Genomic DNA, 20,381 nt, shown 5'->3' with positions numbered 1-20,381 from the left:
TATACTATTTCTAATGCAAGAGCACACGACGTCCCAGAGTAAACGTAAGCAACAGCATCACTACACCCACGATGACTTGAAAACCATAGGAAGAGATCCAGAACATTGCCTCCGAAAGGGTTTCCATTTTCTCATACAGCCAGCCCCCGATCAGCGGGCCAATAAATGACGTTACGCCAGTCAGAGCCGAATAGACAGCCACGAACATCGGTCTTTCACTTTTCGGTGTGTCCCCAATCGTAAAATTAAACGCAAGCTGGTTGAAGCCTCCAACACCCACGCCGAGGAAGATGTGAGACATGAACAACGCCACTAATACCGGAGCAAACGACATCAAACCCCAAGACAGGCAGGACAGAGCGATCACAGGCAGCGTCCAGAATAAAAGTGTTTTGTTGCTGTATCGGGCATTCAGGTTACCCCAAATATAGAATCCTCCCATCATGACCAAGGTCTGCACGACCGTGATCAGGGAGACCATCTGATAGCTGACGTTCAACAGGTCGAGCATCACGTAAGAATAGAGCGGCACAATTAACGTCTGAATCAGCAGCCATACCGCCAGAAATATAGTCGCTTTCAGGAATACCCGATCTTGAAACGGCTTGATAAACATACGTGAGAACGACTTTTCTGTGGAACGTTCAAAGGGCATATCTGGATAAAAGAAATAAATAACGGTATTGGCGATGGCACAGATCCATACGGGAATGAACAAAATCAAGAAGCCGGTTTGTCCCGGATAACGGTCTAGTAAAATACCTCCGCCAAATAAGCATGCGCTTCCAAGTGCATTAAGTATAGTATTGCGTATTCCGAAATAACGCCCTCTTACCTTGGCAGGTACGATATCCCCAATGAGAGATGTCCAGATCATACCCCCGATGGTGTTACATATGAATGCAATCGTGTATAAACCAATATAAACACTGACCCACCACTCTTTGGGAAAAATGAACGGAATCAGTCCCGTTGCGCTCCACAGGATGCGATGAGCCCCCACGAACAACAAAAGCATGCGCTTGCGGCTGCGAATGCGCTGCATCCAATAGGCTGCGCCGATCTGAGCAATATTCACAAACGTAGTAATTGCGAGCACAAAGCCAATATGTCTTGACCCAGCCCCAAGGTACAGCAAAAACCCGGTTAGAAATGGACCTCCCAGCAAGGTTTGCAAAATAATAGCCGGAACGCCTTCCCATGTTGCAATCGATAAATTCGTTCGTTGTGCGGAACCCTTGCGCCGTGACTTGCTAATCAATGAAGAAGGATTCATCTTAACCATCTTCTGTATGGGAATACACTCCTTAGACCGGGTAAAGCATGCCGGCCGATGCTAGTTGTCACCCCAAATTCTACTCACGGCACGGTGGTTGTCAACTCATTTTTTCACGGTCAACGGGAGCCATAGATCAAAGGTACTTCCTTTCCCCTCAGCACTATCGAGTTCGATCGATCCACCCAGCAATCTAGCCAGATCCCTACTGATAGACAAACCCAGTCCGGTTCCCCCGAATTTCCGGCTAATGGAACCATCCGCTTGCTGGAAAGCTTCAAATATGGAATGATGCTTGTCCTCCGGAATACCAATTCCTGTGTCTTGTACAGAGAAAACGAGCCAATCGTTTTCATTGCTCACTTGTTTGGTCTTTTTGGTACTCACGGTAAGAGTAACCTTTCCTTTAGGCGTGAACTTGATCGCATTGGACATTAAATTGCGCAAAATCTGCTGTACGCGCTGAGGATCAGACCAAATGGTATCCGGCAGCCCGTTTTGCTTCTCTAGCACAAGCTCGATCCCTTTCTTTTCTGCAACGAGCTGAAAGTGATTCATCGCATCTTCAATCAGTTGATTCAAACTGATGTCTTCCAATACAATATCCAACCGACCAGCTTCCACTTTGGACAAATCCAAAATATCGTTAATTAGTCTGAGGAGCTCTTGTCCGGATTGATCAATCATGCTTGCAAAACGCACGATGTCTTCTTGATCCATCGAATCGGCATTCTCACTAATCATCTGAGCGAAATTGATGACACTGTTAAGCGGTGTACGCAGTTCATGAGACATATTGGCCAGAAATTCCGACTTGTACTGGGAGGCAATCATCAATTGTTTGGCACGTTCCTCCAGTACGATCTGTGCCTTCTGCAATTCTTCTTTTTGTAAGGATAATAGTTGATTTGTACTTTGAATGAGGAGAATTCGATTTTGTTCATTCTGAAAATCTCTTAAAATGAACGCAAAAACGAGACTAAGCAAAATTCCGACAGGGAGTGTATACGGCATAATATGCGAGAAGAAATACGTTGCAGGAATGACGCCCACCAGGGCAATATTGACACTATTCACAACATTCACAATCACTGTAACAATGATACCTTTCATAATTAGCCCGTAGCTGCTGCGCCTCATCCAGATGTTCAAACCTGCACATAACAATCCAAGAAGAGACATATTGATGACCGCGGCGATGGTCGCATCCGTTATCCCGAAGGTTAGCCTCGACAGTCCGATCCCCACACCTATAATGATTACACTATAGGGTTGTCTAAACGACAGAACAGCAACGATTAATGGCACGTAGCGAAGATCAAAAACAACTTCATTATTCAGCTGGAAACCAAATACAGTACTAACCCAACCTGCAAAAATAAGCACGAACACTGAACTGACTTGTTTCACCCGGGAAGAGGTACGTATGACGATATACTTGTAAAGCACACTGGCAAGATAAGCGATCGTAATAAGCATCCCCATATTGAGTACGAACATTTTTGATAATTGCATCGACTCACTCCTGTTGTTCGATATATAACCCAAGTGCTTATTCGTTCGTATTTGTACATCATATCACGCTAAGCCCACCTCGGCATGGAAACCCGTCAAAAAGAAACAAAAAAATACACAAAATTGGAATTCAATTTATGTGCTGGACATAGTAAAATATATTGTTGTCTCATTTTTTCATATTATCGCTGTGGTCATGTTGGATTAGAGCATGATGAAAGGAGTAAGTAGCTGTGCATATAGTAAAAAATAAATCTTACTGGCTGTCATTGAGCTTGATGTTATCCTTGGCTGTCATGGGACTTTTCTATGATATTTTGAACAGTCCGGAGCGTGGGTATGTTGTTCTGAACTCTCCCATGGATCAGATGATTCCTTTTATTCCTGCAATGTCGATTCCTTATCTGGGATGGTACCCATTTGTATTCGGTGTGCTTGCCTACTTATGTGCTAAAGACCGTCTTATGTATTATCGTGTGTTGTTGACCATGAACATCTGCGTATGGATCTGTTATCTGATTTATTTCAACTTCCAAACCATGGTTCCGCGGCCGGAACTAACAGGATCTGGTCTGGGCTTAACACTCGTCGGTTGGCTGTATAGCCAGGATCGCCCGTTTAACTGTTTTCCGAGCATTCATGCCCTTCACTCTTATCTAGTGATGCGTGCCGTGCTGTCGGTTCCAAATATTCGCAAATCCGTTAAGGGACTCGTCGCTACTGGTGCTTCCATCATTATTGCCTCAACACTATTGATCAAGCAGCATGTCGTTTATGATGCACTCGGTGCAATCATTCTGGGTGAATGTATCTTTACAATCGTTACAGGACTAGCCCTTTATCATCGTCGCAGAAAAAATTCCAAATGGACCGAGGGGATCAACTAACCCCCTCATTAGGCTCTTGATTCAACTGTCTCTGCCTTCTCCATTCGTCAATAAACAATCCTGCATAATAGGGGTCCCACTGGGTCCCCTTTCCTTCTTCCAGAATCATGAGCGCTTTCTCATCACTCATTCCATTCCGATACGGCCGATCTGAAGTCATGGCATCAAAAGCATCGGCTACCGCGATAATGCGGCCGAACAATGGTATGTCCTCACCCGCCATGCCATCAGGGTATCCTTTGCCGTCATATCTCTCATGATGAGAGCGTACTCCCGGAAGGAAGTCTGCCATGGCATCCACAGGTTCGATCTGAAGCAAAATACTCTCTCCTAACACAGGATGAGTGCGAATAATTGCAAATTCCTCCGAGCTGAGCTTGCCGTCCTTGAGCAATACTTCGTCTGGTATACCGATTTTACCAATATCATGGAGCAATGCAGACTTGTACAACAAGTCGGCCTGTTCGTCATTCATACCGCTCAGTCTGCCAATCAAAATGGAATACTCCGCTACACGCATGGAATGTCCTGCCGTATATTTATCTCGGGCATCCAGCGCAGCTGCAAGCAGAGAAAAATAACTTTGCAGTAACTGCCGATTCCGCTCCTGTCTTAGTTCCAGCCGATTAATCATCATATTGAATCCGGAAATCAGCTGTGAAAATTCATCTGCATACAGATCGGGAGTTCTCCTACCGAAATCGCCTTCCTGAATACGGTTCATCTCTTGTGTCAGCTCTGCCACTGGGTCACGGACATCTCGAATCAATAGCCAGCTACCCATCATGGAGAATCCTGCGCCTAAAATAACAATCAGTACACCCCACAACGTATATTCTTTCGCAAACTGCGGATCAATGTACTGGAGCCGAATGTATGTTGCCAGAAAAAATAAGCTTAGAGGAAACAAAGCGATGAGTGCAGTACTCGTCTGGAACTTTCGTTGTATAGATATCAGGATGCGTCCGCCCAAGGAAGGCTCCATTCCGTACAACACTTTGCCTCTGCGACGGACTTCGAGAAGCATTGGCCTTATCGCCCGCACTGTAAGATAGTATTCGATTAGAGCATGCATAATTGCAATCAAAAACGCGCATACCCCTGCAATAGTGACATATCCATACGGGATTTCGAGCCATCCTGTAGAGATCATCCACAAGGTAAGCCCGGCCGCAGGTAAAGAGAAGCCCAACATATGCGGTCCAATAATGCGATATATAGTCTGTCCTGGAAAGCGATGAATTCTCTCGTATATTTGATTTAATTCCGTCTTCTCATGGTGTTCTGCAGCGAAGAACTGCCTGATCGGACCCAATTGAGCCCATAAGGTGATTAATTCTGCAACCAACATAAACAGAATGGAGATGAGCACTATAACAATCAATCGAACATATTGAATATTCGGTATCTGTAAGGTTGAAACCATCACCACCGTGCCCACTACAAAGACGGCTGTTAATGATCCAATGAGATAATTGCGCAGCAGACGGAAGATAAATGCACGATATACTTCCAATCTTATCCCTCGCTCTCTATGTCTAACCAGTTCTGCCCCTATTAAAAAAGGAGGATCATGATGTTTCCTCCAATATGTTTATCGGTTATTCTGACCAAAAAAATTAATAAAGTTGGTTGCGTTTTCGATTGCACTTTCTTCCAGTACATATATCACCTTTGCAACAAGAGTTGAGACTAGATTTCATGATGCCTGATTCCATTCCATTTTAAACTTTGTTATCTTTTGATTCCTTTTTATTGCAATATATTACAGACTGTAGTATGATATAAAAGTTGTATAAACAACCTCATATGATTTTCTGTCTTCTTTTTAACCCCGGAATATTTTCTTCATGCTGCGACCGCAGCGAATACGATCAACGAACCTATGGAGATTGACGAACCTGAATCACAATAACCCAGTAGACAGGGTTTACAAGATGTTCCCATTCACACTGGCGCGGTCATCGGAGCCGCAAGGACAAAAGAGAGGTAGGGCTTTTGTTGTTTTGGATATCACTTATTCTTGAGAAGATTGAAAACATACATCAAGCACCCGGAATTGGGTTCCGGGTGCTTTTCCATGTTTCCGATTCACAACCATTGGTGCAGTCCACGCTAGGACGGCAGCCTCTCTTAACAAAAGAATTAGATAAACATTGTTTTGGAAATGATGACGAGCAAGATGAACAATACAAGAATGGTTCCCATCGAGCTCCAGACTCCTCCACCATAACCATAAGCAGGTGCATAACCCTGATTGTAACCATGGTTATATCCATGCATCATCGGTGCCTGATTTGACTGATAACCGTAACCATACCCCATTGGCATCGTGCCGTAAGTGTACATCTCGTGACCTGTGTATTGGTATCCGTACATCTGCTCTTTTCCTCCTTTAACTCCGTAAACATGCCCCTGTCCGTTCGGTGTGTTTGGTTTAATTTCGTTCATTACTCATTCCTCCTTAACATTTGCCTACACCCCTAAGCTATGTATCTGCCCGATTCGCGGACCGGGCTATGGCCCTCATCATGTCAAAATGGGCATTCGTCATCACTTCCACCTCTTCGCCTTCCCCTGTGTGTCTCTCCCCCCCCTGATCACACAGCTTGTCCATTCTTATAAAACCCTGCCGGTTACCCGGCAGAGCTCGACAAATTATACCCAGAATGATTTCGTGATAATTACCAGCAGAATGAACAACACCAGGATTGCTCCAGTGGAAGTCCAGCCGCCGTATCCTACGCCCGCTACTTCACTCATCTTAACCCCTCCTTGCTTATATCATGACAGTCTAAACGTTTATTAGATCAAGAATGCTTTAGAAATGATCACCAGCAAGATAAAGAGAACCAGGATCGCACCAGTCGATGTCCATCCGCCGTATCCACCAACGACTCCACTCATGTAAAACCCTCCTTTTGATTTGAGGTACAGTTCACTATATGCAACAGAGACACAGTAGACCGGGCTCATGATTAAAATAGGCGGTTTACTTACCTTATAAGCACCTAAGTGATAGAATTAATAGAAGAGGATCTATATCCCCTATCAGGGAAGGTACATCTTCTTTAGAAATTCTTTAGAAATACTCAGAATTATATATTCATATGGAAAGGAGTAATCAAGCCTGCCTTAAGCGAATGCCCGATGACATAAGAACAAAACCCAACCGATGGGAACCATATTAGGGGAATAGAAAAATGATGAAGAAACTAGTTACGATCCTAGCATTAACCGCACTACTTAGTGCTTGCAGCAACTCAGAAAAATCAGTTGAGAACAAGACATCTGAAGCAACAAATGCAGCCCAAACCGTCTCAAGTGAGACGAAGGAAGCTAAGTATACTACATACAAAGGGGAAGGATTTTCCTTCTCACATCCTGAATCTTGGAAAAGTGTAGATACCAGTCAATTAAACGCAGCGGTCAAAGCTGCATTTTCAAATCCATCCACCTCAGCAAAATTTGCAGATAACGTAAACTTGACCATCGAAGCCAATGCATCAGGTTCTGTTAATCCAGAGGAATTTGCTAACAATACTGCGGACTACTACGTGCAGAACGGCGAATCTATTGGTATATCCAATTACAAGAAGACAAGCTATAGCAATAAGCCTTATAAAGAAATAAACGCAGGTGTACTTGAGGGGAGCTATACTCATTCTTCTGGCACCGACATCGTCCTGATTCAATACATGATTCCAACCAACACAGAGCTCTATACCATGACATTAAGCTATGCCAAGGATACTTATAATTCAGAAGAGGCCAATACCATCCTTAACTCTTTGAATTTCACAGACACACTGGCGCAAACAGCTCAAACAGCATCGACAGAAAACCAGTCTTCCACTGCAACTGTCGCTGATTTTTTTAATGATCTGGCTCCATTTTTAACCTCTGACGAAGCCGTGCTGGAGCAAGCATCGTATGATTTCTTTGCGAAACACACGGATCTATTCCCTGCAGAAACCGCAGACCTTCGCAAAAAGGTTAAAGGACTCGTGAATAAAGACGTGACAACTCGACACCTCAATAAAAACGTATCTAATTACTACACTGAGTTTGTCAGTGTAAGCGGTCAGGTTATTCAAGTCGAAGAAGATAACTCCTTGGGAGGAACCTTCGCCATGGTACTAGTTGAGGATGATTATGGTAATTATATTACAGCGATATATCCTGCCTCGACAGGAGACTTGCTTGACGGTGACTATGCTACCGTGATTGGCGCACCGATCGCCAACTACTCGTTCGAAAATGTGAGTGGTGGATTCACTAACTCTACTTTAATAGGAGCGTCATTAATTGTAGCTGAATAGGTAATGATGCAAGCCTACAGAATTAATAAATACGAATTGGCCGTCTTCAATTTAATGGAAGACGGCTATTTTTTTTCATTTTTTCCCTTTTCCTTCATCACTCTTTGGTTCTAAAGCCGGAGAAAAATAATAAATTACTCCTGTTTCAATTTAGGAACAATGGGGTAAAATTTTCTGGTATATTACAATTTCATAGGAGTTGAGGACATGAAAATGAAGAAAGTTATCATCGCTTTATCCGTAGGGTTACTGGTTGGCTCTTCCTCTATGGCTGTAGCCGCTACTTCCCAAAAGGTTCAAGCGACTCTGGCTAATTTCAAGATTATGGTGAATGGCCAGTCGAAATCCGTAGCATCCAATCAATTGCTTTATAAAGGAAATACATATGTACAACTGCGTGAAGCTGCTAAAATTCTGGGTTATGAGGTAAACTATCGGAGCGCCACTCGCTCGATTGAGTTCTCTGCAAAAAGTCAATCCCAAGCGGAATGGATCACTCTAATCGATCTATCTGCTGCTTACGGTTATAAGGTTGAACTTAAAGGAGATTCAGCTGACGTATACAACGTTTCGAAAAATTTAAATACTCTCCTTACAGTCAATGCTAATGGCCTTAAAGAGGCCGAGGAAAAAGTTGTAGCAGATCCTTCTGGTAACACGATCCGTTACAAAAAACTACAAGGATCTCTTGTCCTGCATCGTGAAGATCTGAAAAAATCCGGCTTGATCCGTTAATTCAAGGCCGAAATCTCGGTTTTGTTCTTGTACACACCCTTTAGAATGACATGGTGGTAGACTATCGTTTATCCATAAAATTCTAAAGGGTGTATTTCATATGTCTATGAACTTAAATTAGCATATCTATGAACATATTGTTAGAAAAGTGCTTCTATGGCTCCTGCCACATAATCTCAAGATTGGTTATCGCTTTAATTCGGCCTGTTGTGCAGCGAAATTAATTTGTCCTGCACGGATTGCAGCTTCTGCACACTGGAGGCATCCGGTTTGTCACGTCGATCATCAATCTTCACGGATGTAGAGACACGTTGGGCCCCTGACAGAAACGGAGCTTCATGTAAGGCTGCGATTGCGGTAAAAACTTCATTTAGCGGGCCTTCAATAATCGTACTCATCGAAGTCAATTGGTATGATATACCGCGCTGTCTTTCCAATATGTTTTGCATATCTGCTACGTAACTACTCAGACTGGTAGTTCCCGTCCCAATCGGTATGACGGTTACTTCTGCAATTGCCACTTAGCTCTGCCTCCTTTGGGCCCCGATTGAACCGTTGCCGCTCAAGTTTTAGTCGAGTTTTGACTCTTTCTATTTTACCAGTTAAAAGTGTTCGAATTCAAACTGACGTGATGACGTCATTCCATATGCATTAAATTTTTTTTCGCAGAATCTTCAAATCTTCCAGTCCTTTTCCTTTGCGGATTCATAGCTTAAATGGTATACTCGGAATTACGTTTTGTTGTTTAAACCCTGTTTACAAACACTATATGTTGGGGTATGTTATTATAACAACAACAAAATATAGTGAACCGGGATTCCCCCACTTCTTATACCCAGTATCTGAAATCTCTTGATAAGCGAGTCGTGATCACCTTCAAAAGCACGCCCCTGTAGGTGTAAGTCGCTTTCTCGAAGACAGAACTGGTACGGAGGTTAACGGGGCTATTTGGACTGTGCCCGGCACCCTCACTTACAGGTACGAACCGATCAGATCAGACAAAAGCTTACATACAGCAACTTGTTCTGTCAGAGCCATACACGGACAGATAGGGGCAGCCAGAACATGGATGGGCATTTTCAGCCGCAAGGCAAGGGGAATGCTTTTTGTATGAGCATGTTCTGTTCAAACCTTGTCGTATGGCCCATCCAAACCGTACCTGGATACTACCCTAATGTAGTCCGCAAGAATCAGCATTTACCTTATCGTTGTAGACTTCCCATTCTATTCATAAAGAATGGTTTTCATTTATTTATTTTTTATCATGTGAAAGCGAGGAATATTCATGCCACAAGTTGTGACCAAGCCGAACAATCGCCAGCTTGCCTTTGACGAGATGCGCATCTCGGTATATGCCGACCGTATCCTGGAAGGACTGGACATGCTCGACAAGGAACGTCTGGTACGCGGAGTTATCAGCAAGCTTCGTCGTGACGAAGTCACCGGAGATGAGATCAGCAACGCTTTTATGATGAGCGCTCTGGAACTGGTAACGAAAGAAGAGCCGAACTGGAAATTTGCAGCAGCAAGATCTCTGCTAACTTCCCTTTACAAAAAAGCGGCAACGAACCGCAGATACAAGTCATACCCAGACGAACCTTACGGTGCATTCCATCCACTGATCGTTGACCTGGTCAAAAAAGGGATCTATCGTGAAGAATTGCTGGAATGTTACACCAAGGAACAGATTGACGAACTCGCGGAGTGCATCGACTACCGCAACGATTTGCTCTTTGACTACATCGGTTTGCTCACACTGGCAGAGCGTTACCTCGCCAATGATTTTGACGGAAAAGTCATGGAGCTGCCACAAGAGCGTTACATGATCATTGCCATGTACCTAATGCACCAAGAACCTGCTGAGAAACGTATGGAGCTGGTGAAAGAAGCTTACTGGGCAATGAGCAACATGTACATGACGGCTGCTACACCGACGATGTCCAATGCAGGTAAAAAGGTGGCTGGACAGCTCTCCAGTTGCTTCATTGACACCGTTGATGACTCTCTGGAAGGCATCTTCGATTCCAATACAGACGTGGCCCGTTTGAGTAAAATGGGTGGCGGTATTGGAGTGTATCTCGGTAAAGTCAGAGCGCGTGGTTCAGACATCCGTGGTCACAAAAACACTAGTTCAGGCGTTATCCCTTGGATTCGCCAGTTGAACAACACAGCCGTGAGTGTAGATCAGCTCGGAACACGCAAAGGTGCAATCGCCGTATACCTGGATGTTTTCCACAAAGACATTCTGGCGTTCCTTGACCTGAAGCTGAACAACGGTGACGAGCGGATGCGTGCGCATGACGTCTTCCACGGTGTCTGCCTGCCTGACTTGTTCATGGAGCGTGTGGCAAGCCGCGGCGAATGGAGCCTGTTCTGCCCGCACGAAACAAAAAAAATCATGGGCTGGAAAGATGAAAACGGTCGTGCACTCGGTCTGGAAGACTTCTATGATGAGTCCTTAGGCCAAGGTACATTCCGTGAGAAATATGAGGAAGCCGTGAATCATCCGTTGTTGTCCCGTATTACGGTGCAAGCCATCGACATCATGAAACGTGTCATGAAATCACAGCTCGAAACAGGTACACCGTACATGTTCTACCGTGATACCGTAAACCGGGCGAACCCGAACCGGGCACATGGTATGGTCTACTCGTCCAACCTGTGTACTGAAATTATGCAGAACCAATCCCCTACTGTAGTGGAAAAAGAAGAACTGGTAACCAAGGATGGTCAGACACGCATCGTGATCTCCAAAGTACCTGGCGACTTCGTGGTCTGCAACCTGAACTCGATTCACCTGGCTCGCGCCGTACCTCATGATGTACTGGAGCGCCTGATTCCAATTCAGGTTCGTATGCTGGACAACGTAATCGACATTAACAATATTGAAGTGCTTCAAGCTCAGTACACGAACAGTCAATACCGCGCTGTTGGTCTGGGTACATTCGGACTGCATCACCTGCTTGCTCTCGAAGGCATTCGTTGGGAATCCGAAGAAGCTGTGACATATAATGATAACCTGTATGAAAAGATTAACTACCTGCTCGTTCAAGCAAGCATGGAGTTGTCCAAAGAAAAAGGGCATTATCCGAAGTTTAAAGGCTCTGACTGGGAGAGCGGTCATTACTTCGACCAACGCGATTACACGACAGGCGAGCGCGTTGGAAAATACGTAACAACAGAACAGTGGAAAGAACTGCAAGCGCAGGTTAAACAAAATGGTGTACGTAACGCCTGGATGTTTGCTATCGCACCGAACGGCTCCACTTCCATTATTGCTGGTTCAACAGCAAGTATTGACCCGCTCTATGAGCTGTTGTCCTATGAAGAGAAAACAACATACAAAATTGCCAACCCGGCACCGGATCTGTCTGATAAAACGATCTGGTACTACAAGACGGCATTTATGGTCGATCAGCATGCTTCCATCAACATGGCGGCTGCCCGTCAACGTCACGTTGACCAGGGTCAAAGCTTCAACCTGTATGTTCGACCGGATATTAAGGCGACCGAGTTCTTGGAACTGCATCTGCATGCTTGGAGAGCCGGTATGAAATCCACTTATTATGTTCGAAGCCGTGCATTAACGATCGAGGAATGCGATTCCTGCGCGAGCTGATTGATAAGACTATGATGACCACCGGGGCATCCTGTTTTGAATGCAAAATAGCGTTGCCCTGGTTCTTTTTTACCCAAAACCTCAACGTCGCATGCGGAAGTTTATTCTTTCGTTATCGTTTATTTACAGTGTAAAATCATTCAAGGAGTGAACGGATTATGCAAGTACAGAAAATTTTTAATACCGAAGCCCCTAACCAATCGACTCGCATCATTGAAGGTGAATGCTCGGGGATCCTGAACTGGAACGACATTCGTATGCCTCACATGTACAAATTGTATAAAGTATTGTTGCTCAACCACTGGATTGCGGACGAGATTCCAATGTCCAAGGACGCTTCTCAGTTCCCCCATCTGGATCCTGAAGAGCAGCGTACATTTAAAATTAACATCTCCTTGCTTGCCGTTTTGGATTCCATGCAGACAATGTTTGTTGGTGATGTAAAACGTTACTTTACGGACTCTTCGCTTGAGGCTATCTCAGCGATTATCGGACAGCAGGAAGTTGTGCACAACCAATCCTATTCCTACGTTCTGTCTTCGATCGTATCCGAACAGGAGCAGAAAGAGATTTTCGAATACTGGAAACATGATCCGGTACTGCTTGACCGCAACCGTTTCATCTCTGACATCTACCAAAGCTTCCGAGACAATCCGTCTCCACAGACATTCTTCCAAGCTATGGTAGCTGACCTGATTCTCGAAGGTATTTTCTTCTATAGTACATTTGCGTTCTTCTATAACCTGGCTCGGGATCAGAAAATGATGGCAACCAGCCAGATGATCTCGTACATTCAGCGGGATGAGAACCAGCACTGCTACTTCTTCGCTGAAGTGTTCAAACAGTTACTGGTAGACTTCCCTGAACTTAACACGCCAGAAAACATGGACTACGTATACAAAACGATTGACCGCGCAGTTGAACTTGAAACCAACTGGGCACACTACACCCTCAGCAACGTTCGCGGCATCGACCTGAACGAGCTGGAAGACTACATTAAATACATCGCTAACAAACGTCTTCGTCTGATGGGTATGGAAAAAGCGTATGAAGGCGTGGACGTAAACTGCATGCCTTGGATCAAACCGTTCTCTGACGAAGCACTGAACGCAACGAAAACCGACTTCTTCGAAGCCAAATCCCGTAACTATGGTAAAGTAGGCGACGATAACGGATTCGACGATCTGTAATAGCAATGGAGCAGGTAATGCTCTATACAGGATAAGAAACAGATTATCCAAGATGATACAGGATGCTCTGTGAGTGCCCTGCTAAAGGCAGAAAATATGTATATCATAAACACTCTCCCTGCTGGGAAAGCTTCATAGCTGCCAGCGAGGAGAGTGTTTTTTCTCTCTAAACCTTGTAAAATAGTTGAAAAAGCTTCCATTATTTCAATTAGAAATGAGGTCTAATCATGAATAAAGATTTGCTTGCACAGATCAATACTTGGCATGAACAGGAGGACTACGCTCTCATCGTTAAACGTCTTGAGGCACTACCAGAATCCGAGAAGGATGCTGAAACCATCGGACAGCTTGCAAGAGCATACAACAATTTAGAAGATTATCGTAAAGCAATTCAGTTGTTAAACAGCGTCAAGGAACAAGGAACACTTGACCCGTTATGGCATTTCCGATTGGGTTATGGCTACTATCATATTGCTGAATACAAGCTCGCACAGGCTGCTTTTGAGGAGGCTAATCGTCTCGAACCCGGCGATGAGTCCACGCAAGATTTTCTGGACTGGATTCGCCCCAAAGTAACCAAAATGGAGCGGGATCGTATTCTCTGGGAAGCAGAACAGGCGGAATGGGAGCAGGGCGGTACATTAAATCAGCTCCGGACAGCTTCAGGAACATACGACCCTGCAACGTTCTGGCAGCAGAGCGATTATGCACGGGACAACCATGTGTCTGCACCTTTTGACGAAGCACTGGTTCAATCCATTGAACAGGAACTCGGGTACAAACTCCCTGCTTCCTATATTCAATTGATGAACACACAGAATGGCGGTATACCCGCTCGCACAACGTTCCCGACCCAAGAGAGTACAAGTTGGGCAGAAGATCATATCGCCATTACAAGCATTAGCGGGATTGGCCGGGACAAAATGTATTCTCTCGGAGGTGAGCTCGGTAGCCGCTTCATGATTGAAAATTGGGGATACCCCGACCTCGGGATTGTCATCTGTGATTGTCCATCAGCCGGCCATGATGTAGTCATGCTGGACTATCGCTTCTGCGGACCGGAAGGCGAGCCTTGTGTCGTGCATGTCGATCAAGAGAGTGATTATGAAATCACCTATCTGGCACCTAATTTCGAAGTATTCGTTCGCGGTCTGCTGGACGAAGAACACTTTGATTTGCTTGACGAGGAAGACTTTGACCCGCTCGATGAAAAACAAGCAATTACTGCTGTATTCACAGAGAACCAAAGCGTGACAACATTTTCGAAAGAAGCCATTGCCCCTTTTAGGTTCATTGATGCAGGAACCAATTCCTATTCCGTGATTCTAAATGCAGGTACATATCTTCAAGACGTGTTTGACTCACGTGCAGAGGAAGGTTTCGAAGGTAGTGGGTACGATTGGGCCTCCCTTGCATCCGTGTTTCTCGAAGAAAAAATGCCACATCTGACGTCTGTCATTCGTTTTGATCCGGAAGCCGATATGTTCTGTGCTTATACAAATGACAAAGACGCTCTTATATCCTTTATTCTCGGGTTTAAGCAGGCATGTGAGCAACGTGACCTCATTCTGGACTTATTTTCTCGAGCTGAGTTGGATTAAAGAGACAAGGAGACTTCTAGTCGGCTAACATAATGGATGAGATGTTACAACAATAATGAAGTGGTTACCATGGATATTGGGAACACGTACTTCGAGAACTCAAGCCTCAGCAATCAATCTGGTAAGATAGATATTAATATTCTGGTGGAAGCATAAAGAAACAGCCCGTGATCTTCGTGATCATTGGCTGTTTCTTTACTCTGTTATATGTTTTGTCGCGAGAGCTGCCTGCACATTATGAACTGCACACTAACGGTCTCTCTATATGGTACAGCAATCAGATCATAAAGCGATCAGAGCAATTCAGATCAAACTTGAGCAACTGGCGTCTCTTGATGTTTTTGCAGAAACTCTACCATTTTGCGATACACTAAAATTTCGTTCGTTTTTCTAGAGAAGCCATGGCCTTCATCATCCAAGACGATGTACTCCACTTCTACACCCTTCTCTTGCAACGCGGCCACGATCTGATCGGATTCAGCCTTGACCACTCTCGGATCATTGGCTCCCTGAATGACCAGCATCGGGTTCACCATCTGATCCAGATACGTAATCGGTGAATCTTTGATCAAGCGTTCCCGGTCACGTACAGGATCACCCAGCCACATATCCATCATGGGCTTCCAGTCCTCCGGCACAGACTCCAGAAAAGTGAACAGATTGCATGGGCCAAAAATATCAACTGCTGCACGGAACAACTCTGGATGGCGCCCTGCAAGCAGAAGGGTCATATAACCTCCGTAACTGCCGCCAACGACAAACAAACGTTCAGGTGAGCTAATGCCTTGATCGAACAACCACTGAATGCCTGCAACACAGTCCAACCTCGGCCCTTCGCCCCAATCCCGCTCAACCATCTTCACGAATTCAGCACCGTATCCTGTACTGCCCCGGAAGTTCGGAGCAAAGATGTTGTACCCTTCCGCAAGTAATAACTGAAACATAGGCCGTAAAAACTTGGCTTCCGATGCCTGCGGTCCGCCATGCGGCCAGAATACGCTGTATCCGTTTGCCTGCTCCGGCTTGGCCTTGAACAGCAGCGCTTCAATCTCTAGCCCATCGTAGGAGTTGTACCGTACTACATCGGGAGATACAAGGTCGTCCGGGTTCAACCCGGTTAGCCGATTGGCCGTTAACGCTTCCCAGGACTCACTACCTGCAAGCAGGCGATAGATGTTATGAGGCTGAACAGCACCGCGTCCGAGCATGTACACGTTACCCGCTTTGGTCACGTTCACCTGATCAATCGTATCAAGCGGCATGTCCATGCGGCGAGGTTCCTTCTCACCTTTTCCCAGCACATACATGCGATTCTCCGGCCCGGTCAGTGTCCAGATATACAATGTTTCAGATGCTTCATGCCAGCGAATCACTTCTACGTCTTCACCATCAATGTGACACAGCGATCGGAATTCTCCCGTAGCAATGACATATTCCGCCACATACGAATATGCCGAGTTGTCATTGGTAATCAGCAGCAAGCGTTCATCTCCTGCGAACAGGACATCGGCAATCTGACTCTGCCGCTCCGTAACCGGTACAATGGGATGTGATTCACCGTTACGATATAGATGAGCGGTCTGGTACGTATTCGAATACAATTTAAGGATTACGAAGGCTTCTTCATTCGGACTTACCGCTATGAGACTGCTATTAGCCCCTTCTCCCTCATGCAAAAGGATATCTTCTCCAGTCTCCAGGTCACGTCTACGTGAATTCAAATAATTCGGATTGCCCGAACTCGTAATGTAGTACAGACGCTTCCCATCCTCCGATAAGTGAGCATAATAACAGCGATCATCTGGCTCTGCTGGAACCACAGGAAGTGGCACTCCCCCCTCCGGCGGTAGCGCATAGAGATGATAGTTTTCATTCCCATCGCGATCAAAAGCGGTAAGCAGATGGCGTCCTTGCGGGTCGGCTTTGATAAACTGACTGCTCTGGTTCAGATACGTCAAAGGATACGGATAACCGCCAGGCAAATCCATCGCCCAAATATTCGGCTGACCGTTCAGGCTGCTGTCCATATAGAGCCGCTTCTCATCAGCGGATACGGCAAAATGCGCAATGCGATACGTCTGGAAATACTGCTCCACATCCGGCTTCGGAAACTGAATCATGACAAACCCCCTTAAGATTAAACCCACGAATTTAACATTGGTAAATTAAGGTACTATTTGTCCATTTTATCGTTAGTTACATCATTTTTACAATAGTTATGTGAGCTTAAATGTCAATTTTATTTTTATGCTCATTTCATGTATAAAACGTCATATGGGGTTTTTCTTCACGATAGTATTCCAATCGCTGCTTCAAACTGCCGGTATGCAATTCAAACAGATGACCGTCCGGGTCTGTAAAATAAATGGATTTCCCGTCCCTCGCATCTCGCGGTCTTCCGGGAATAATATCAGCTCCTGCAGCTCGCAACTGCTCAACGGAATCTTCAAACTCTTCTTCTTTTACTGTAAAGGCGATATGGGTATAGGTTCGTTCCGTATAATTACGAAGGACATCCTCCTGATTCAGCGCAACCCATAGACCAGCCAATTCGAAATAGGCCAGCTTGCGTCCTTTCACCTGAATTCGGGCACCCAGAGCCTGCTCAAAGAACGAAATGGATCGCTCCAGATTCGATACGGAAAAGCACAAATGATTAATTCCCTGAATGTTCATATGGCTCCTAACACCTCCATCAAATTTAAAGAGTTCCACTCTTATTATGGTATATCTTTCTTGCAAAATACAACCTCGAGGCTCCGTCTCATCGCACCTTCTTCTGGGCGAATGCATAGAGTAAGCATATCAAGAATCGATCGAGGAGGAGTTCAAGCGATGAACCCTGTATATCCATTTTATGGTGAAAAAACAGTATGTAAACCGCAAAAGTTAGCTTTCCCACCCCAACATCAGGATCAGCAGCCGGGGCTGGAATCATTGATGGTTCCCGAACCAATCAGTGAAGACCCTGCTTATATTGGAAGCTGCAAACTCCAAGGCAAGGTTGCCATTATTACAGGCGGTGACAGCGGTATTGGTCGGGCTGCAGCAATTGCTTATGCCAAAGAGGGTGCAGACGTTGTTATCGCTTATCTATACGAGCGAAGTGATGCAGAATGGACACGTGACCGGATTATCGAGCTGGGCCAGCGCTGTCTGCTCCTAGAGACTGATCTGCGTCTGAAACCCAATTGTGAAGCAGTCATCCGCAAGACGGTAGATATGTTCGGCAAGATCGATGTACTGGTCAACAATCATGCCGTTCAGTATGTGCAGCAGAGCATTGTCGACATTACGGAAGAGCAGCTGTATCACACGTTTCAAACGAATGTATTCTCGTATTTCTTCCTGATTCAGGCTGCCCTTCCCCATCTGTGTCAAGGGGCTTCTATTATCAATACCGCCTCTATTACAGCTTACAAAGGTGATGTGCGTCTAATTGATTATTCATCGACCAAAGGAGCTGTCGTTTCTCTCACGCGTGTGCTATCCCAATCTCTGGCTGGCAAAGGTATTCGTGTAAACGCTGTGGCTCCGGGTCCCATCTGGACGCCGCTTATTCCATCCAGCTTCTCGGCCGAGGATGTGCAGGTGTTTGGGACCGATACGCCCATGGGGCGAGCTGGTCAACCGTACGAACTGGCGGCAGCTTATGTCTATCTGGCGTCACGTGATTCTTCTTACGTTACCGGCGAATGCATTCATGTCAATGGCGGCGATATGGTCACGACGTGAAATCAGGTGCACAATTAAAGGAAGAGGTTTTTTGACAGATTCACAGCACGCGAACACACTAGAGCGAGGAAAACGAACAGAAATCAAACAGAAAACGAACCCGATCATACGATTATTCCCAGACTTGTACTGTGTCCAAGATAAAGCAAAGCAGCCCAGGATCTATTCCTCTGCTTTGCTTTTATTGTTTTCTATTTTCTGCACATGATTTCGTTGCTATGGGGCTGTACCATGATTTTGTGTTCAGGGAGATTAGAAGCGCTTACACGTGTTAGTTTTCTGCGATATTTCGTAAAAATATGCAATATTCATGAAAAATAATTATATTTCCGTAAATTTTCAAAGAACAGCATAAAAAAACAACAGCTTTCACCGATATAGATAAGGGAATGACGTTGTGGAGATCATTAGAATTCAGCCAACACTCCAAATTCCACATCTAATACATACATATCGCTATAGAAATGAGGGCAATCCAAATGAAAACGAAGATGTTTATCCGTATGAGTCTCACTATGCTTGTCACTCTAGTTCTGCTACTCATAGGGGCTTGTTCAAGCAAATCTGAAACGGCAGCTACCGATGCAAAGACTAAGGTCGGGATTGTTCTGACGGAGGTTGGCCTGGGAGACCGATCTTTTAATGACGCTGCTTTTAACGGACTGGTTAAAGCCAGGGATGAGAAAAGCATTATTTTTGACTATCGTGAACCTAGCAAGGACCTAACACCCGAAGCTGCGTTTGAGGAATTTTCAGAAGAAAAATTCGATCTCATTATTGGACTCAGCAATACCATTCTCGCTGATATGGAAAAGGTCGCGACCAAATATCCTGATCAGCAATTTCTGTTGATTGACGGTCAGTCGACCCTGCCTAACATTGCTTCCATCTCATTTCGTGCTGAGGAAGGCAGTTACCTGGCCGGTGTCCTTGCAGCCATGGCTTCCAAGGAAAACCGTGTCGGATTCTTGGGAGGATTAGAAATTCCGGTGCTTAAAGATTTCGAAAAAGGCTTTGAACAGGGGGTACTCGCAGTCAACCCTGAAGCTACTGTAGATGTTATCTATGCCGGTGATTTCGGTAATCCCGATCTAGGCAAGCAGATTGCTAATAAAATGATTCAGGAGAACGGTGTCGACGTGATCTATGCGGTCGCAGGCCTGACAGGGGTGGGTGCTCTGACCGAAATTCAAGATTTGGGTAAGTATGCCATTGGTGTAGATACGGATCAGTTCTTTATCGCGGAGAAAGCAGTCCTTGCATCCATGTTGAAAAATGTAGATGTCTCCATCTATAACGCCGTGAATAGGTTTATCCAGAACAACCATACCTTCCCGACTAAGGAAATCTCAGAAGGACTGGCTGAGAATGCTGTAGGCTTGACTGAGCTTCACAACATCCGTCTAAGTGAAGAACAGCAGAAAATGTTTGATGATCAAAAATCCGGAATCTCTTCGGGTCAAATCAAAATTATAAATCATCCATAACTCACGGTTGGAGG

17 protein-coding genes and 1 pseudogene are annotated in these 20,381 nt (G+C 45.1%); 8 read left to right on the top strand and 10 right to left on the bottom strand.

Features of this window, described 5'->3' with window-relative positions:
• Nucleotides 1-10 precede the first annotated feature (10 nt).
• Complete coding sequence (locus tag PQG66_RS20640) at nt 11-1,276, bottom strand: MFS transporter (protein WP_272039688.1); 1,266 nt, start codon at nt 1,274-1,276, stop codon at nt 11-13.
• A gap of 105 nt (nt 1,277-1,381) precedes the next feature.
• Entirely contained in the window at nt 1,382-2,791 is a 1,410-nt protein-coding gene (locus PQG66_RS20635) for a sensor histidine kinase (protein WP_272039687.1), read from the bottom strand.
• Between the two features lie 233 nt (nt 2,792-3,024).
• On the opposite strand from PQG66_RS20635, the gene PQG66_RS20630 reads away from it, so the two are divergent.
• Entirely contained in the window at nt 3,025-3,678 is a 654-nt protein-coding gene (locus tag PQG66_RS20630; RefSeq protein WP_272039686.1) for a phosphatase PAP2 family protein, read from the top strand.
• Here the strand turns inward: PQG66_RS20630 and PQG66_RS20625 are convergent.
• From PQG66_RS20625 to PQG66_RS20605, 5 genes and pseudogenes are all read right to left on the bottom strand, one after another.
• Nucleotides 3,671-5,194: an HD domain-containing phosphohydrolase gene (locus PQG66_RS20625; RefSeq protein WP_272039685.1), complete on the bottom strand. Its 1,524-nt coding sequence runs from the start codon at nt 5,192-5,194 to the stop codon at nt 3,671-3,673. The genes PQG66_RS20630 and PQG66_RS20625 overlap by 8 nt on opposite strands.
• A gap of 629 nt (nt 5,195-5,823) precedes the next feature.
• Nucleotides 5,824-5,913, bottom strand: a pseudogene (locus PQG66_RS25375) (sporulation protein YjcZ); the annotation flags it as partial.
• Nucleotides 5,914-6,166: 253 nt separating this feature from the next.
• A complete protein-coding gene (locus tag PQG66_RS20615; RefSeq protein ID WP_272039684.1) occupies nt 6,167-6,295 on the bottom strand; it encodes a hypothetical protein in 129 nt (42 codons plus the stop codon).
• A 41-nt stretch (nt 6,296-6,336) separates the two neighbouring features.
• Entirely contained in the window at nt 6,337-6,441 is a 105-nt protein-coding gene (locus PQG66_RS20610; RefSeq protein WP_272039683.1) for a YjcZ family sporulation protein, read from the bottom strand.
• Between the two features lie 42 nt (nt 6,442-6,483).
• Nucleotides 6,484-6,585, bottom strand: a complete 102-nt coding sequence (locus PQG66_RS20605) for a YjcZ family sporulation protein (RefSeq protein WP_272039682.1) — start codon at nt 6,583-6,585, stop codon at nt 6,484-6,486.
• A gap of 296 nt (nt 6,586-6,881) precedes the next feature.
• Between PQG66_RS20605 and PQG66_RS20600 the strand changes: the two genes are divergently transcribed.
• The gene (locus PQG66_RS20600; protein WP_272039681.1) at nt 6,882-8,000 is read left to right on the top strand and encodes a PsbP-related protein; all 1,119 of its coding nucleotides are present in this window, start codon (nt 6,882-6,884) and stop codon (nt 7,998-8,000) included.
• Nucleotides 8,001-8,207: 207 nt separating this feature from the next.
• Nucleotides 8,208-8,735: a stalk domain-containing protein gene (locus PQG66_RS20595; protein WP_272039680.1), complete on the top strand. Its 528-nt coding sequence runs from the start codon at nt 8,208-8,210 to the stop codon at nt 8,733-8,735.
• A 194-nt stretch (nt 8,736-8,929) separates the two neighbouring features.
• Here the strand turns inward: PQG66_RS20595 and PQG66_RS20590 are convergent, their stop codons facing one another.
• Complete coding sequence (locus PQG66_RS20590) at nt 8,930-9,256, bottom strand: MTH1187 family thiamine-binding protein (protein ID WP_272039679.1); 327 nt, start codon at nt 9,254-9,256, stop codon at nt 8,930-8,932.
• Between the two features lie 764 nt (nt 9,257-10,020).
• Here PQG66_RS20590 and PQG66_RS20585 point away from each other — a divergent pair.
• The 3 genes from PQG66_RS20585 to PQG66_RS20575 all read left to right on the top strand — a co-directional run bounded on the left by PQG66_RS20585 (nt 10,021) and on the right by PQG66_RS20575 (nt 15,145).
• A complete protein-coding gene (locus PQG66_RS20585; protein WP_272039678.1) occupies nt 10,021-12,354 on the top strand; it encodes a ribonucleoside-diphosphate reductase subunit alpha in 2,334 nt (777 codons plus the stop codon).
• Nucleotides 12,355-12,512: 158 nt separating this feature from the next.
• Entirely contained in the window at nt 12,513-13,544 is a 1,032-nt protein-coding gene (locus tag PQG66_RS20580; protein ID WP_272039677.1) for a ribonucleotide-diphosphate reductase subunit beta, read from the top strand.
• Nucleotides 13,545-13,771: 227 nt separating this feature from the next.
• Nucleotides 13,772-15,145, top strand: coding sequence for an Imm51 family immunity protein (locus PQG66_RS20575; RefSeq protein ID WP_272039676.1), 1,374 nt, complete (start codon nt 13,772-13,774; stop codon nt 15,143-15,145).
• A 308-nt stretch (nt 15,146-15,453) separates the two neighbouring features.
• Here PQG66_RS20575 and PQG66_RS20570 read toward each other — a convergent pair whose 3' ends face one another.
• Together PQG66_RS20570 and fosB are read right to left on the bottom strand one after the other, a co-directional pair.
• The gene (locus PQG66_RS20570) at nt 15,454-17,265 is read right to left on the bottom strand and encodes a S9 family peptidase (RefSeq protein WP_272039675.1); all 1,812 of its coding nucleotides are present in this window, start codon (nt 17,263-17,265) and stop codon (nt 15,454-15,456) included.
• Between the two features lie 136 nt (nt 17,266-17,401).
• The gene (gene fosB, locus PQG66_RS20565; protein ID WP_272039674.1) at nt 17,402-17,821 is read right to left on the bottom strand and encodes a metallothiol transferase FosB; all 420 of its coding nucleotides are present in this window, start codon (nt 17,819-17,821) and stop codon (nt 17,402-17,404) included.
• A gap of 159 nt (nt 17,822-17,980) precedes the next feature.
• Here fosB and PQG66_RS20560 point away from each other — a divergent pair, with 159 nt between their 5' ends.
• Nucleotides 17,981-18,880, top strand: coding sequence for an SDR family oxidoreductase (locus PQG66_RS20560; protein WP_272039673.1), 900 nt, complete (start codon nt 17,981-17,983; stop codon nt 18,878-18,880).
• A gap of 479 nt (nt 18,881-19,359) precedes the next feature.
• Nucleotides 19,360-20,367, top strand: coding sequence for a BMP family lipoprotein (locus PQG66_RS20555; RefSeq protein WP_272039672.1), 1,008 nt, complete (start codon nt 19,360-19,362; stop codon nt 20,365-20,367).
• Nucleotides 20,368-20,381: the final 14 nt, after the last annotated feature.

It is taken from the genome of Paenibacillus sp. JJ-100 (assembly GCF_948329825.1).
In the GTDB taxonomy this organism is placed as follows: Bacteria; Bacillota; Bacilli; order Paenibacillales; family Paenibacillaceae; genus Paenibacillus.
Note: the sequence above shows the minus strand (reverse complement) of the source record. Positions and strands in the feature narration are given on the sequence as shown.